This is a genomic window from Paracandidimonas lactea, from assembly GCF_021653995.1.
GTDB lineage: Bacteria > Pseudomonadota > Gammaproteobacteria > Burkholderiales > Burkholderiaceae_B > Allopusillimonas > Allopusillimonas lactea.
Genome location: NZ_JAJJOZ010000004.1, coordinates 116,808 through 132,252, shown reverse-complemented (window position 1 = coordinate 132,252; position 15,445 = coordinate 116,808). Strand labels below are relative to the sequence as shown.

General features: G+C 61.0%; 11 protein-coding genes. 9 read left to right on the top strand and 2 right to left on the bottom strand.

All coding sequences use genetic code 11. The features are described 5' to 3' along the window. The first annotated feature begins 341 nt into the window (after window positions 1-341). Window positions 342-2,423 (top strand): propionate catabolism operon regulatory protein PrpR, encoded by a 2,082-nt coding sequence (prpR, locus tag LOL23_RS09500; RefSeq protein WP_160979790.1) that lies wholly within the window; start codon window positions 342-344, stop codon window positions 2,421-2,423. Between the two features lie 169 nt (window positions 2,424-2,592). Here the strand turns inward: prpR and LOL23_RS09495 are convergent, their stop codons facing one another. Then, window positions 2,593-3,582 (bottom strand): malate dehydrogenase, encoded by a 990-nt coding sequence (locus tag LOL23_RS09495; RefSeq protein WP_160979792.1) that lies wholly within the window; start codon window positions 3,580-3,582, stop codon window positions 2,593-2,595. 239 nt (window positions 3,583-3,821) lie between these two features. On the opposite strand from LOL23_RS09495, the gene LOL23_RS09490 reads away from it, so the two are divergent. The 7 genes from LOL23_RS09490 to gltA all read left to right on the top strand — a co-directional run bounded on the left by LOL23_RS09490 (window position 3,822) and on the right by gltA (window position 9,595). Next, on the top strand, window positions 3,822-4,592 hold the full coding sequence (locus tag LOL23_RS09490) for a GntR family transcriptional regulator (protein ID WP_160979794.1): 771 nt from the start codon (window positions 3,822-3,824) through the stop codon (window positions 4,590-4,592). 101 nt (window positions 4,593-4,693) lie between these two features. After that, window positions 4,694-5,107 carry a succinate dehydrogenase, cytochrome b556 subunit gene (gene sdhC, locus LOL23_RS09485; RefSeq protein WP_160979796.1) on the top strand — a complete coding sequence of 138 codons (414 nt, stop codon included), beginning with the start codon at window positions 4,694-4,696 and terminating at the stop codon, window positions 5,105-5,107. After that, window positions 5,107-5,487 carry a succinate dehydrogenase, hydrophobic membrane anchor protein gene (gene sdhD, locus LOL23_RS09480; RefSeq protein WP_160979798.1) on the top strand — a complete coding sequence of 127 codons (381 nt, stop codon included), beginning with the start codon at window positions 5,107-5,109 and terminating at the stop codon, window positions 5,485-5,487. Before sdhC ends, sdhD begins: the two co-directional genes overlap by 1 nt. A gap of 3 nt (window positions 5,488-5,490) precedes the next feature. Further along, the gene (sdhA, locus tag LOL23_RS09475) at window positions 5,491-7,266 is read left to right on the top strand and encodes a succinate dehydrogenase flavoprotein subunit (RefSeq protein ID WP_160979800.1); all 1,776 of its coding nucleotides are present in this window, start codon (window positions 5,491-5,493) and stop codon (window positions 7,264-7,266) included. A 13-nt stretch (window positions 7,267-7,279) separates the two neighbouring features. Beyond that, window positions 7,280-7,996, top strand: coding sequence for a succinate dehydrogenase iron-sulfur subunit (locus tag LOL23_RS09470; RefSeq protein WP_160979802.1), 717 nt, complete (start codon window positions 7,280-7,282; stop codon window positions 7,994-7,996). A gap of 15 nt (window positions 7,997-8,011) precedes the next feature. Next, entirely contained in the window at window positions 8,012-8,272 is a 261-nt protein-coding gene (locus tag LOL23_RS09465; protein ID WP_160979804.1) for an FAD assembly factor SdhE, read from the top strand. A gap of 18 nt (window positions 8,273-8,290) precedes the next feature. Beyond that, window positions 8,291-9,595, top strand: a complete 1,305-nt coding sequence (gltA, locus tag LOL23_RS09460) for a citrate synthase (RefSeq protein ID WP_160979806.1) — start codon at window positions 8,291-8,293, stop codon at window positions 9,593-9,595. Window positions 9,596-9,770: 175 nt separating this feature from the next. Here the strand turns inward: gltA and LOL23_RS09455 are convergent, their stop codons facing one another. Continuing rightward, window positions 9,771-12,068 (bottom strand): NADP-dependent malic enzyme, encoded by a 2,298-nt coding sequence (locus LOL23_RS09455; protein ID WP_160979808.1) that lies wholly within the window; start codon window positions 12,066-12,068, stop codon window positions 9,771-9,773. A 499-nt stretch (window positions 12,069-12,567) separates the two neighbouring features. On the opposite strand from LOL23_RS09455, the gene LOL23_RS09450 reads away from it, so the two are divergent. Then, window positions 12,568-15,438, top strand: coding sequence for a 2-oxoglutarate dehydrogenase E1 component (locus LOL23_RS09450; protein ID WP_160979810.1), 2,871 nt, complete (start codon window positions 12,568-12,570; stop codon window positions 15,436-15,438). Window positions 15,439-15,445: the final 7 nt, after the last annotated feature.

The following is a 15,445-nucleotide window of genomic DNA, read 5'->3' as shown; positions in this document are numbered from 1 at the left end:
TGCGGAAGCCCGGCGCGCATCGCGTTCAATCAGTGGCGCATCAGCTGTTGGTAGCCTTTAGTAAGCAAAGGGCATGCCAGTTTGAATGACTGGCCGCCCAGCGGGGTGGTGGGGGCGCCGCACCCGGTGTAATGCATTGATTGGAAAGGATATGGTGCTTGCGTGCAAGCGGAATCGCTGTGCAAGGTGCTGATGGGCGAACGGTAGATGCATGCGGGCAATTTATTGTGTTTCATTTATGGAATAATAATGTTTCACTTCCGTTTCAAGGGCGTTTCAAGCTTCGTGGCGCTTCAGGCGCGCTGGTTTCCGTGCATTCAGGCATAAAAGGTAAGTTATATATGGCTGCTGTTTTCGCTCCCACCCCCGATGCGCGGCTACGCCTGGTTGCCGTAGGCATGCACGAAGTGCGGCTATTGTTTGAGGCGCTGGCGCCGCAATACAGTACGGTGGCCGAGATCGCGGTGCTCGACAAGGCATATGGCGAGGCAGTGGACGGCATCACGGCCATGCGCCAGGCCCGCCGCATCGACGCCATTGTGTCTGCGGGCTCCAACGGCACGTTCCTGCGCCAGCATCTGGATATCCCCGTGGTGCTAGTCAAGGCGGGCGGGCTCGATATGCTTCGCGGTTTGGCGCAGGCATCCCGGGATGCCCGGCGCATTGCGCTGGTGTCCTATGGCTCGGTACCCACCGAGCTGCGTCATTTCAACGAGCTATTCTCCCTGGCGCTCGAATTGCGTGCCTACACCACAGAAGACGAAGCCGAAGCCTGTGTGCGCGAATTGCTGGCGCTGGGGGTGGATGCAGTCGTCGGCCATGGCCTGGTTGTTGACCTCGCGCGCTCCTACGGCATGGAAGGCATTCTGTTGTATTCGCAGGGCGCCGTGCGTGAGGCGATTGAGGATGCGATTGAGGTGGCACGCATTTCGCGCCTGGAAGCCGCCCGGCGTGACAAGCTCAACAGCATCCTGGGCAGGCTGCGCGACGGTGTGATTGCGGTTGACCTGGAAGAGCGGGTTGAAACGGTCAACCCTGCCATGACGGTGCTGATCGGCCAGCCTGCCGAAGCGGTGGTGGGGCGGCGCCTGAGCAGCGTGAACACCGCCCTGAGCCTGCAAGAGACCCTGCGCACCGGCCAGCCCGATGTGGAGTGCGTGGCGCAGTTGGGCGGGAAGACAGTGGTGCTCAGCCGCCTGCCCGTGCTGGAGCAGGGCAGGCAAACGGGCGCGGTATTGGTCTGCCAGGACCCGGTGGCCATTCAGCGGCTAGATCGCAGCTTGCGCTCGCGCAGCCGCCCGCGCACCAATACGGCCCGCTACGGATTGGACCAGATTATTGGCGAGAGCCCGGCTACCGCGCGCGTGCGCGATCATGCCCGCGTCTGTGCGCGCCATGACGCGACTGTGCTCATCAGTGGCGAAAGTGGCACGGGCAAGGAGCTGCTGGCGCAAGGCATTCACAACGCCAGCGCGCGGCGTGCGCAGCCTTTTGTGGCGATCAACTGTGCCGCATTTCCGGATGCGCTGCTCGAGAGCGAGTTGTTCGGTTATGTCGACGGCGCTTTCACGGGGTCAAGCCGTGGCGGAAAAATTGGCCTTTTCGAGGCGGCGCATACCGGCACCATTTTTCTGGACGAAATCGGCGAAATGCCGCTGTCGCTGCAGACGCGTCTGCTGCGGGTGCTGCAGGAGCGCGAGATTCTGCGTATTGGCGCCACCGAACCCACTCCTGTGGATGTGCGGGTCATTGCCGCTACGCACCAGGACCTGGGCAGTCTGGCGCGCAATGGCCGCTTTCGCGGCGATCTGTACTACCGCTTGAACATCTTGCGCCTGGAACTGCCGCCCCTGCGGGCGCGCCAGGGCGATGTGCCGCTGCTGGCCGCGCATTTGCGCGACAAGATCGCAGCGCGCCTGCGCACGGCCGATCCGTCGCCCGGGACGGCGGCCGCCCGCGATGCCATGGTGCGCGCCATTGTCGAGGCGTCAAAAAACTATGCCTGGCCGGGCAATATCCGTGAGCTGGAAAACCTGATCGAGCGTGCGATGGTGTTTTACGAGCCGGTGGGTGGGGGCGGTGGCGATGCGGCCCGCGCTGCACTGCGCAATATCGCGCCTGAACTATTTGTGCCGGCAGGAGCAAGCGAGCAAGCAGCGGCAATGGTTATGGGCGACGCGGCCGTGTCCTTCGCGTTTGCCGCTGGTGGTGCGTCACAGCTAAACGCTGGGCGTGTTTTGCGGGATGAGGAGCCAGGCAGCGAGGGTGGCATGCACGCCGATCTGCGCAGCAGCCGAGACGCGGCAGAAAGGGTGCGCATCCTGGCGGCGCTCGACGCATGCGGCGGCAACCGTGAGCAGGCTGCGGTGGCGTTAGGCATCAGCCGCACCACACTGTGGCGCAAACTGCGGTCGTATACGTAGCGGCAGTAGAGGCGCCCTATGTATGTGACGCCCAGTTCGAGAAGGCTGGAAAATCGCGGGCCACCGAGACAGCGCCGCGGCATAAAAAAACGGGCAATGAGGGATGCCTCATTGCCCGTATCCTGCGCTTCGCACACCGTTTCTGGTGTGCGGACGCAAACGTGCTGCTTTACTTCAGCAGCTCTTGAACGCCTTCGCGTTCTTCAAGCAGCTCGTTCAGCGTGAAGTCCATGCGCTCGCGCGAGAAAGCGTCGATCTCCAGGCCTTCGACACGCTTGTATTCGCCATTTTCGGTGATGACGGGCACACCGTAGATGATGCCTTCGGGGATGCCGTAGGAGCCGTCGGAGGGAATGCCCATGGTGACCCATTTGCCGTTCGAGCCCAGCACCCAGTCGCGCACGTGATCAATTGCGGCATTGGCGGCCGATGCGGCCGACGACAAGCCGCGCGCCTGAATGATGGCCGCGCCGCGCTTGCCCACTGTGGGGATGAAGGTGTCGCGGTTCCATTGATCGTCGTTGATCAGCTTGGCCAGGCTTTGGCCGCCAACAGTGGCGAAGCGGATGTCGGGGTACATCGTGGGCGAATGGTTGCCCCAGACGATGAGTTTTTCGATGTCGGCCACGGGTTTACCGGACTTGGCTGCCAGTTGCGACAGGGCACGATTGTGGTCCAGGCGCAGCATGGCGGTGAAGTTCTTGGCGGGCAGGTCGGGCGCGGACTTCATGGCGATGTAGGCATTGGTGTTGGCGGGGTTGCCGACCACCAGCACCTTGACGTTGCGGCTGGCGACCTCGTTCAGGGCCTTGCCTTGCTCGGTGAAGATCTGTGCGTTGACGTGCAGGAGATCCTTGCGCTCCATGCCCGGGCCGCGGGGGCGTGCGCCGACCAGCAGGGCGACGTCGACATCCTTGAACGCTTCGCGCGGATCGCTGTGTGCCGACATGCCGGCCAGCAGCGGGAAAGCGCAATCGTCCAGTTCCATCATCACGCCCTTGAGCGCGGCCTGGGCCTTCTCGTTGGGGATTTCGAGCAGCTGGAGGATGACAGGCTGGTCTTTGCCGAGCATTTCGCCCGATGCGATACGGAACAGCAGTGCATAGCCGATCTGGCCGGCCGCGCCGGTGACGGCCACGCGCATGGCGGGTTTGGACATTGAGAATCTCCCGATATTGGATGAGGAATCGACGCTACATTTAGCGATGTAAGGACAGCCGCCAGTTTAATTCTTTTGGCGCGAAACGTCGGTGCATCGTTATGCGCAAACAGCCAAAAAGAGTAGCGAATAATTGTGCCGTGGTCAAACGTCTTATGTCTTATATAAGACAGAAGAGTGTTAGACAGAAATGCGTCAACATGCGAAAATTATAAAGTTTGCTCAGCCTGGATAGAAACATGTCCGATTCCCCCCAACCAGATCGTAGCCTTGCGCACGATCGCTCTGCCGGCAGCGCGGCCTTCAGCCCGCTCTACCAGCAGATCAAGGCCTTGCTGCTGCAAAGCCTTGACCGGGGTGAATGGAAGCCCGGCGAAGCCATCCCCAGCGAACTCGACCTTGCCGCACGCTTCCAGGTCAGCCAGGGCACTGTGCGTAAGGCAATCGACGAACTCGCGGCCGAAAACCTGTTGCTGCGCCGGCAGGGCAAGGGTACATTCGTGGCCACTCATCACGAGGCCCGTGTACGCTTCCGTTTCCTGCGCCTCACGCCCGACGACGGGCGCCAGAGTGTCTCGGGCAGCCGTATCCTCGACTGCCGCCGCATCAAGGCGCCGGCCGACATTGCCGCACTGCTCGACCTGCGCAACGGCGACCCGGTTGTAAATGTACGCCGCGTCTTGTCATTCGATGATGCGCCCACCATACTTGACGACATCTGGCTGCCCGGCGCCGTGTTCAAGGGGCTCACAGCCGATTCGCTCGAGCGCTACCGTAGCCCGCTTTACGCCTTGTTCGAAAGCGAGTTTGGCGTCAGCATGGTGCGTGCCGAAGAAAAAATCAAGGCCGTTTCCGCCACCGAAGAGCAGGCCGCGCTACTGCAGGTGGCGCCGGGCACCTCCCTGCTGCGTGTCGAACGCGTCTCCTTCACCTACGGCGACCGGCCCATGGAAGTGCGGCGCGGCCTTTATCTCACCGAACGGTTCCACTATCGAAACAGCTTGAATTAACTCGGCGCGCCGGGTGGTCATTTGATACCACCCCGCCAAATCGGTGAAAATACCGGTTGCCATTTGTCGTACCGATTACGTTTGTTTAACTCGAGGCCATTATGTCCGACTCTGCCACCAAGCCGCGTCCGCAGTACCGCAATCTAAGCGTGTCGCAGCTCATGTCCTATCGCCTGCCGCTGGCCGGCAAGTCTTCGATTCTCCACCGCGTCAGCGGCGCGCTGATCTTCCTCTGTATTCCTCTGGTGATCCTGCCGCTGTTGTCGGCCAGCCTCACGTCGCCCGAAAGCTTTGCCGGGATCAGCGCCTGGGTGTCCAGCCCGATCTGCAAGATCATCCTACTGGCCCTGATCTGGGGTTTCCTGCATCACTTCTGCGCAGGCATTCGCTACCTGGTGCTCGATCTGCACATCGGCAACGACAAGCATACCGCGCAGAAATCCGCAGGTATCGTGTTCGGCGTCAGCCTCGCCCTGACGCTGGTTTTCGGTCTTAAACTGTTTGGGGCCTGGTAATGGCAAAAGAACTCACTGGCACAAAGCGCCTTGTCGTGGGCGCACACTACGGCACGATCGATTTCCTCGTTCAGCGCGTCACCGCCATCATCATGGCGGTGTACACCGTCGTACTTGGGCTGGGCATTCTGTTCACCCCCGAGCTCAACTTCGAAAGCTGGCGCAAGTTGTTTTCCTTCACCTGGGGCGCATTGCCCGTCGGCCAACTGCTCGCAACGCTCGCCTTCCTGGCAGTGTGCTGGCATGCCTGGATCGGCGTGCGCGACATCTGGATGGACTACGTCCGCGGCGCAGGTCTGCGCCTGTTCCTGCAGGTGCTCACGGTCCTCTGGCTAGTGGCCTCGATCGTCTTTTTCGCAAAAATTATCTGGAGTCTATAAGCCGTGGCTGCTGTCAATACTTCCTTACCACGCCGCCAGTTTGATGTAGTGGTCGTGGGCGCCGGCGGAGCCGGCATGCGTTGCTCCCTTCAACTCGCGCAGGCAGGCCTGTCCGTGGCCGTGCTGTCCAAGGTGTTCCCTACGCGCTCGCACACGGTGGCCGCGCAGGGCGGCGTCAGTGCCTCGCTGGGCAACATGAGCGAAGACAACTGGTACTGGCACATGTACGACACCGTCAAGGGGTCTGATTGGCTGGGCGACCAGGACGCCATCGAATTCATGTGCCGCGAAGCGCCCCATGCCGTCTACGAGCTTGAGCACTTTGGCATGCCCTTCGACCGCAACGCCGACGGCACCATTTACCAGCGTCCCTTCGGCGGCCACACCGCCAACTTCGGCGAAAAGCCCGTCCAGCGCGCCTGTGCAGCGGCCGACCGCACCGGTCACGCCATGCTGCACACGCTGTACCAGCGCAACGTTGCCGCTCGCACCAAGTTCTTCGTTGAATGGATGGCGCTCGACCTGCTGCGCAACGAAGCCGGCGATGTGCTGGGTGTCACCGCCCTCGAAATGGAAACCGGCGACATCTACGTGCTTGAAGCCAAGCAGACCGTGCTGGCAACCGGCGGCGCCGGCCGTATCTGGGCCGCATCCACCAATGCCTTCATCAATACCGGCGACGGCCTGGGCATGGCGGCGCGTGCCGGCATCGCGCTCGAAGACATGGAGTTCTGGCAGTTCCACCCGACCGGCGTGGCCGGCGCGGGCGTGCTGATCACCGAAGGCGTGCGCGGCGAAGGCGGCATCCTGCTCAACAAAGACGGCGAACGCTTCATGGAGCGCTACGCGCCCACCCTGAAAGACCTCGCGCCGCGCGACTTCGTGTCGCGCTCGATGGACCAGGAAATCAAAGAAGGCCGCGGTTGCGGTGACGGCAGCTACGTCACGCTCAAGCTCGATCACCTGGGCGCCGAAACCATCATGAAGCGCCTGCCTTCGATCCGCGAGATCGCCATCAAGTTCGCCAACGTCGATCCGATCAAAGAACCGATTCCGGTCGTGCCCACCATCCACTACCAGATGGGCGGCATCCCCACCAATATCTACGGCCAGGTCATGAACTGGGTCAATGGCGAAAGCAAGCCGATCCAGGGCCTGTATGCCATCGGCGAATGCGCCGCCACCTCCGTGCACGGCGCCAACCGCCTGGGCACCAATTCGCTGCTTGACCTGATCGTGTTCGGCCGTTCCGCCGGCAATCACATCGTCGGCACGCACCCCGAGCGCCAGCACTCGCACCAGAGCATCCCCCAGTCGTCCATCGATCAGTCGCTGGCCCGCGTCGACCGCCTCGAAACCCGCACGTCGGGCGAGAACGTCTACGAGGTGCACAACGCCATGCGCAACAGCATGCAGGCGCACTGCGGTGTGTTCCGCACGCTCAAGCTGCTCAACGAAGGCGTGTCCGACATGGAAGAAATCGCCAAGCGCGTCGCGAACGTCTACTTCAAGGACAAGTCCAAGGTGTGGAACACCGCGCGTATGGAAGCGCTCGAGTTGGAAAACATGATCGAAGTGGCGCGCGCCACCACGAAGTCGGCGGCCAACCGTACTGAAAGCCGCGGCGCACATGCGCTCGACGACCACCCCGAGCGCGACGACGAGAACTGGCTGCGCCACACGCTATGGTTCTCCGAGGGCAGCCGCCTTGAATACAAGCCTGTGCAGATGAAGCCGATGACTGTCGAGAGCTTCCCGCCCAAGGCCCGGACCTTCTAAGCAGGATAGTGAAATGAGCGAAAAACGTATCGTCAAGTTTGAAATCTACCGCTACGATCCCGATAAGGACGAGCGCCCTTATATGCAGAAGCTCGAGGTCGAGCTGCAGCCCACCGACAAGATGCTGCTTGATGCGCTGGTGCGCATCAAGAGCGATGTCGACGACAGCCTGGCGCTGCGCCGCTCCTGCCGCGAAGGCGTGTGCGGCTCCGACGCCATGAACATCAACGGCAAGAACGGCCTGGCCTGCATCACCAACCTGCGCGACCTGAAGCAGCCTATCGTTCTGCGTCCGCTGCCCGGCCTGCCCGTGGTGCGCGACCTGATCGTCGACATGACGCACTTCTTCAACCAGTATCATTCGATCAAGCCGTTCCTGATCAATGATGCGCCGCCGCCCGAGCGCGAACGCCTGCAGTCGCCCGAAGCCCGCGAAGAACTCGATGGGCTGTACGAGTGCATTCTGTGCGCATGCTGCTCCACGGCCTGCCCGTCTTTCTGGTGGAACCCCGACAAGTTCGTGGGCCCCGCGGGCTTGCTGCAGGCTTACCGCTTCATCGTGGACTCGCGCGACGCCGCCACCGGTGAGCGCCTTGACAACCTCGAGGATCCGTACCGCCTGTTCCGCTGCCACACCATCATGAACTGCACCGATGTCTGTCCCAAGGGTCTGAACCCGTCCGCAGCCATCGGCAAGATCAAGGAAATGCTGGTCCGTCGCACCATCTAGCAGGCAGAATCACCCATGAAACAACTGTCCGAACTCGAACGCGCGCGGTTGCGCTGGCGAGCCCGCCGCGGCTTGCTGGAGAACGATCTGATCATTACGCGGTTTCTCGATCGTTACGAGGCATCGTTGACCGATGAAGACGTTTCCGCGTTGACGCTGCTGTTCGATATGGGGGACAACGAACTGCTCGACATCCTGCTTGGCCGTTCACAGCTGGAAGGCTGTTATGACATCCCTCCGCTGCACAGGATGATCAAGCAGATGCAAGAGTCGTAATTTATAAGGAAGCTACTAATGCAATTGTCAGACAAGAAGGCGACGCTGTCGTTCACCGACGGCAGCCCATCAATCGAGTTTCCGGTCTACCAGGGTACGGTAGGGCCAGACGTCATCGACATTCGCAAGCTCTACGGTCAGAGCGGGATGTTCACCTACGATCCCGGTTTTCTCTCGACAGCCTCGTGCGAATCGGGCATTACCTATATCGACGGCGACAAGGGCCAGCTTCTGTATCGTGGCTATCCGATCGAGCAATTGGCGCAAAAATGCGACTTTCTCGATATCTGCTACCTGATCCTGAACGGCGACCTGCCTGATGGCACGCAGAAGCAAGAGTTTGACTCCCTGGTCACGCACCACACCATGGTGCATGAGCAATTGCATTTCTTCCTGCGCGGGTTCCGCCGCGACGCGCACCCCATGGCCGTGCTCACCGGCCTGGTCGGCGCGCTGTCCGCCTTCTACCACGACTCCACCGACATCACCAATGCGCACCATCGTCACGTCTCGGCCATCCGCCTGATCGCCAAGATGCCTACGCTGGTCGCCATGGCGTACAAGTACTCGCAGGGCCAGCCTTTCATCTATCCGCAGAACGACCTGTCCTACACCGGCAACTTTCTGCGCATGATGTTCGCCACCCCGTGCGAAGAGTACAAGGTGAATGAAGTTGTCGAGCGCGCGCTTGATCGCATCTTCATTCTGCATGCCGACCACGAGCAGAACGCATCCACCTCCACAGTGCGTCTGTGCGGCTCCTCGGGCACCAACCCGTTTGCCGCCATTGCGGCTGGTGTGGCATGCCTGTGGGGCCCCGCCCACGGCGGCGCCAACGAAGCGTGCCTGCAGATGCTCGAAGAACTGCAGGCGAATGGCGGTGTGGCCAAGGTCGGCGAGTTCATGGAAAAGGTCAAGGACAAGAACTCGGGCGTGCGCCTGATGGGCTTTGGCCACCGCGTCTACAAGAACTACGATCCCCGGGCCAAGCTCATGCAGGAAACCTGCAAGGAAGTGCTGTCCGCACTGGGCCTGGAAAATGATCCGCTGTTCAAGCTGGCCATGGAGCTCGAACGCATCGCCCTCGAAGACGACTACTTTGTCCAGCGCAAGCTGTACCCCAATGTCGACTTCTACTCGGGCATCGTCCAGCGCGCCATCGGCATCCCCACCTCGCTGTTCACGGCCATCTTCGCGCTGGCCCGCACCGTGGGCTGGATTGCGCAATGGAACGAAATGTTGTCCGACCCCGACTACAAGATCGGCCGTCCGCGCCAGCTGTACGTTGGCGCGCAAGAGCGCGACATCAAAGGCTCGCGTTAAGCCATTGCCGGCCTGCCGGGCGCGAGCCTGGCGGTCTGCGTGGGGTGCATCCGCTCCCGCAAAAAACCCGAGCGCCTGGTGGCGCTCGGGTTTTTTGCAGGCTCGATGATGGCTGCGCAGCAGCCTTGGCAGAGGGGGGCTGCCACAGACAGCCGCCACCTCTGCGCTTATACGCTTACAGCGTGACCTGTCCAGCTTCCTGCTGCGCGTCCACGACTGCGAGCGTCGTCATATTGACGATGCGACGCACGGTGGAGGAAGTAGTCAGGATATGCACGGGACGCGCGGCGCCCAGCAGGATGGGGCCCATGGTGACGCCGTGGCTGCCCGTCATCTTCAACATGTTGTAGGTAATGTTGCCGGCATCCAGGTTTGGCGCGATCAGCAGATTGGCCGGCCCCTTGAGCGTAGAGTCAGGAAAGGCTTTCAGGCGGATCTGCTCCGATAGCGCGGAGTCGGCATGCATTTCGCCGTCGACTTCCAGCGTGGGCGCGCGCTCGGCCAGGATCTTGCGCGCTTCGGCCATCTTGCGCGACGATGCGCTTACGCGGCTGCCGAAGTTCGAGTGCGAGAGCAGGGCGATTTTCGGGACGATGCCGAAGCGCTGCATCTCTGCCGCAGCCTGGATGGTCATGTCGGCGATCTGTTCCGCAGTGGGGTCTTCGTTGACATGCGTGTCGCAGATGAACAGTGTTTGCGTGGGCAGCATCAGCACGTTCATGGCCGCATAGGTTTTCACACCCGGCTTCAGGCCTATCACCTCGTCCACATACTTGAGCTGGTTGTCGAAGCGGCTGCTGACCCCGCAGATCATGGCATCAGCATCTCCGCGCTGCAGCAGCATCACCCCGATCAGCGAGTTGTGCTTGCGGATCATGGCCTTGGCGATATCGGGTGTGACACCATCGCGGCCCTTGAGCTTATAGTACGCCGACCAGGTTTCATTGAAGCGTGCGTCGTCCTCGGGATCGACAATCTCGATATCCCGGCCCACAGCCAGTCTCAGGCCGAACTTCTTGATACGCATGTCAATGACAGTGGGGCGTCCGACCAGAATGGGGCGGGCAATGTTCTCGTCCACCACGGTCTGGGCCGCGCGCAGGACGCGTTCGTCTTCACCGTCGGCATAGATGACGCGTTTGGGGGCGCTTTTGGCCTGCTGGAACAGCGGGCGCATGAGTTGGCCCGTGTGATACACCAGCGTCATCAGCTTCTGGCGATAGGCTTCCAGGTCTTCGATGGGGCGGCGGGCGACGCCCGACGCCGCGGCGGCCTCGGCAATGGCGGGTGCGATCTTGACGATCAGGCGTGAGTCGAAGGGTTTTGGGATGATGTAATCGGGGCCGAAGCTCAAGTCCTGGCCCGCGTAGGCCATGGCCACTTCATCGTTTTGTTCGGCCTGGGCCAGCTCGGCGATGGCCTTGACGCAGGCGAGCTTCATCTCCTCATTGATGACGGTTGCACCGCAATCAAGCGCACCGCGGAAGATGAACGGAAAGCAAAGAACGTTGTTGACTTGATTGGGATAGTCGGAGCGGCCGGTAGCAATGATGCAATCAGGGCGGGCTGCTTTCGCGACTTCAGGCCGGATTTCGGGCTCTGGGTTGGCCAGCGCGAGAATCAGCGGGCTGGCAGCCATGGTCTTGACCATGTCGGCGGTGAGTACGCCGGGCGCCGAGCAGCCCAGGAATACGTCGGCGTCCACGCAGACATCGGCCAGGGTGCGCGCATCGGTCTTTTGCGCATAGCGGGCTTTGTTGGGCTCCATGTTTTCTTCGCGGCCCTCGCGGATCACGCCGCGCGAGTCGACCACGAAGATATTGCTGCGCTTGATGCCCAGCTTGACCATCAGGTCCAGGCAGGCGATGGCGGCCGCCCCGGCGCCCGAGCATACCAGCTTGACGTCGCCGATCTGCTTGTTGACCACCTTCAGGCCGTTGAGCACTGCGGCGGACGAAATGATGGCCGTGCCATGCTGATCGTCGTGGAACACGGGTATTTTCATGCGCTCGCGCAGCTTCTTCTCGATGTAGAAGCATTCGGGCGCCTTGATGTCCTCGAGGTTGACGCCGCCCAGCGTGGGCTCCAGCGCGGCGATGATGTCAACAAGCTTGTCCGGGTCGTTCTCGGCCAGCTCGATGTCGAAAACATCGATGCCGGCGAACTTCTTGAACAGGCAACCCTTGCCTTCCATGACCGGCTTGGCGGCCAGCGGGCCAATGTTGCCCAAGCCCAGCACGGCGGTGCCGTTGGTGATCACCCCCACAAGGTTGGAGCGGGAGGTGTACATCGAGGCCGCGTCTTCACCTTGGCTGTGTATGGTTGTGCAAGCGTATGCCACGCCGGGAGAATAGGCGAGGGACAGATCGTCCTGGTTGGCCAGCGGCTTGGTGGGGACGACTGAAACTTTACCGGGGGACGGATAGGCGTGGTAATCCAGCGCCCGCTTCTCCAGATCGGCTTTGGCATCCATATGGGAAAACTCCTCGAGTTGCTAAATGAATGAATATAGTGCTGTTCGGCATTTATTCTGCACCCAAAAATGCAGAAACATAAATATGCATCGAATATGCCGCATTGCTGCATAAAAAATCGCGGATTCGTGCGCGTATTTTGAGCCGGGAGAGATACTATACAGAAGGAGGCGGCAAGGAAAGCAATAGAAATAGTAATACGGCACATGGCGTATGAGCACATGATGCATAATGCATAAAGCCACGCCATGCTCGAGAAAACCGCGCTGTGTTTGATATAGCCAACACACAGTCGGCGCTTTACCAGAATAATCCTGGATTTCGAACCGCAGGCTTATCCCTTCACCGCTTCAAGGGTATACTAGCCGCACTACGGCTATTCAAGGCGTCGTACACGTTGCCTTCTGCCCCGCTATCCGCTATCCGGTCTGGCCGTGTCGCGGAAGGTTGTCCTGCATCGTAACGAGCGAGACGCTCGGTTAGGTGAAGCGTATATCTATGTCATCGGAAAAAGAACTCCTATCCAATTCATACCTGTTCGGCAGCAATGCCCCTTATGTCGAGGAGCTCTACGAAGCCTACCTCGATAATCCAGGTTCTATCGCCGAACAATGGCGCACATATTTCGACCAGCTCCAGCATCAGCCTGCCACCGACGGCAATGAGGCCACGCGCGACCAGGCCCATGCGCCGGTTGTCGAGTCCTTTGCCCAGCGCGCCAAGGCTAATGCCTTCCTGGCCAAGGTCAACAAAAGCGACCTGGCGATTGCCGGTAAGCAACTGTATGTGCAGTCCATTATCGCCGCCTACCGTTCGCTGGGCGTACGGTTTGCCGAGCTTGATCCGCTCAAGCGCCGCGACCGCCCGATCATCCCCGAACTCGATCCCGCGTTCTACGGCCTGACCGAAGCCGATCTTGACCAGGTATACGCTGCCACCAACACGTATTTCACCAAAGCCGATACCATGACCATGCGCGACATGCTCAAGGCTTTGCGTGACACCTATTGCCGCTCCATCGGCGCCGAGTTCATGCATATCTCCGATCCGACCGCCAAGCGCTGGATCCAGGAGCGCCTCGAGTCCACGCTGGGCGTGCCGGCTTTCGACGCCGACCGCAAGCGCCATATCCTGCAGCAGATCACCGAAGCCGAAGGTCTCGAGCGCTTCCTGCACACCAAGTACGTCGGCCAGAAGCGTTTCTCGCTCGAAGGCGGAGAAAGCTTCATTGCCTCGATGGACGAGGTTGTGCACAATGCCGGCGAAAACGGTATTCAGGAAATCGTGGTTGGCATGGCCCACCGCGGCCGCCTGAACATGCTGGTCAACATCATGGGCAAGATGCCCGGCGACTTGTTCGCCGAGTTCGAAGGCAAGCACGCCGAAGGCCTTACCGATGGCGACGTGAAATACCACAACGGTTTCTCCAGTGATCTGTCCACGCGCGGCGGCCCAGTACACCTGTCGCTGGCCTTCAACCCGTCCCACCTCGAAATCGTCAATCCCGTGGTCGAGGGCAGCGTGCGTGCCCGCCAAGATCGTCGCAATGACGAGGATGGCTCGCAGGTGCTGCCCGTGCTGGTGCACGGTGACGCAGCTTTCGCCGGACAGGGTGTGGTCATGGAAACGCTCAACCTGGCCCAGACGCGTGGCTACGGCACGGGCGGCACGCTGCACATCGTCATCAACAACCAGATTGGTTTCACCACGTCTGATCCGCGCGACACGCGTTCGACGCTGTATTGCACCGATGTGGTCAAGATGATTGAGGCGCCGGTCTTCCACGTCAATGGCGACGATCCCGAAGCGGTTGTGTTCGTGACCCAGCTGGCGCTGGAATACCGCATGAAATTCAAGCACGATGTCGTGGTCGATATCGTTTGCTTCCGCAAGCTGGGCCACAACGAGCAAGACACCCCCGCACTCACCCAGCCGCTGATGTACAAGAGCATTGGCAAGCATCCCGGTACCCGGAAGGTGTATGCCGACAAGCTCGTCGCCCAAGGCGTGCTGGCCGAAGACGAGCCCGAGCAGATGGTCAAGGCCTACCGCCAGCTCATGGAGGATGGCCAGCGCACCATTGAGCCCGTGCTTACCGACTACAAGAACAAGCACGCTACCGATTGGTCGCCCTTCCTGGGCGCCAAATGGACCGATGTTGCCGACACTGCGGTGCCGTTGGCGGAGCTTACCCGCATCGGCGAGCGCATCACCATGGTGCCGGAGAACTTCACGCCGCATATGCTGGTCAACAAGCTGCTGGCCGACCGCCGCAAAATGGCCCACGGTGAGATCAATGTTGACTGGGGCATGGGTGAGCATCTGGCATTCGCAACGCTGGTGTCCAGTGGCTACGCTATCCGCATCACGGGCCAGGACTCGGGCCGCGGCACGTTCACGCACCGGCACGCCGTGTTGCATGACCAGAAGCGCGAGCGCTGGGACGACGGCACGTATATCCCGCTGCAGAACGTGTCCGACAGCCAGGCCCCATTCACCGTGATCGATTCGGTGCTGTCCGAAGAGGCAGTGCTGGGTTTCGAGTATGGTTACGCGACGGCCGAACCCAATACGCTAACGATCTGGGAAGCTCAGTTCGGCGACTTCGTCAACGGCGCCCAGGTGGTGATCGACCAGTTCATTACCTCTGGCGAGGCCAAGTGGGGCCGCCAGTGCGGGCTGACCATGATGCTGCCGCACGGCTATGAAGGCCAAGGCCCCGAGCACTCCTCGGCCCGCATCGAGCGCTTCCTGCAACTGTGCGCCGACAACAATATTCAGGTGGTGCAGCCTACCAATGGTTCGCAGATCTTCCACCTGCTGCGCCGCCAGATGATCCGGCCCTTCCGCAAGCCGCTGGTCATTTTCACGCCCAAGTCGCTCCTGCGCAACAAGGCGGCCACGTCGCCGTTGTCCGACCTGGCCACCGGTCAGTTCCTGCCCGTCATCGGCGAGCAGGACGCCACGCTGGACGCCGAAGGCGTCAAGCGCGTGCTCGTCTGCTCTGGCAAGGTGTACTACGACCTGGTCCATGCCCGTGACGAAGCCGGCCGCAAGGACGTTGCCATTATTCGTGTTGAACAGCTGTATCCGTTCGCGCACAAGGCGTTCCAGGCCGAGCTGCAGAAGTACTCCAACGCGCGTGAAATCGTCTGGACGCAGGATGAACCCCAGAACCAGGGCCCCTGGTTCTACATCCAGCATCACCTGTACGAGAATATGGCAGACGGCCAGAAGCTTGGTTATGCGGGCCGCCCCGCGTCCGCGTCGCCCGCGGTCGGTTATCTCGCCAAGCACCAGGAGCAGCAGCGCAACCTGATCGAGCAGGCGTTTGCGCCCCGCTTCAAGGGCTTCATGCTGACCAAGTAATCACGCA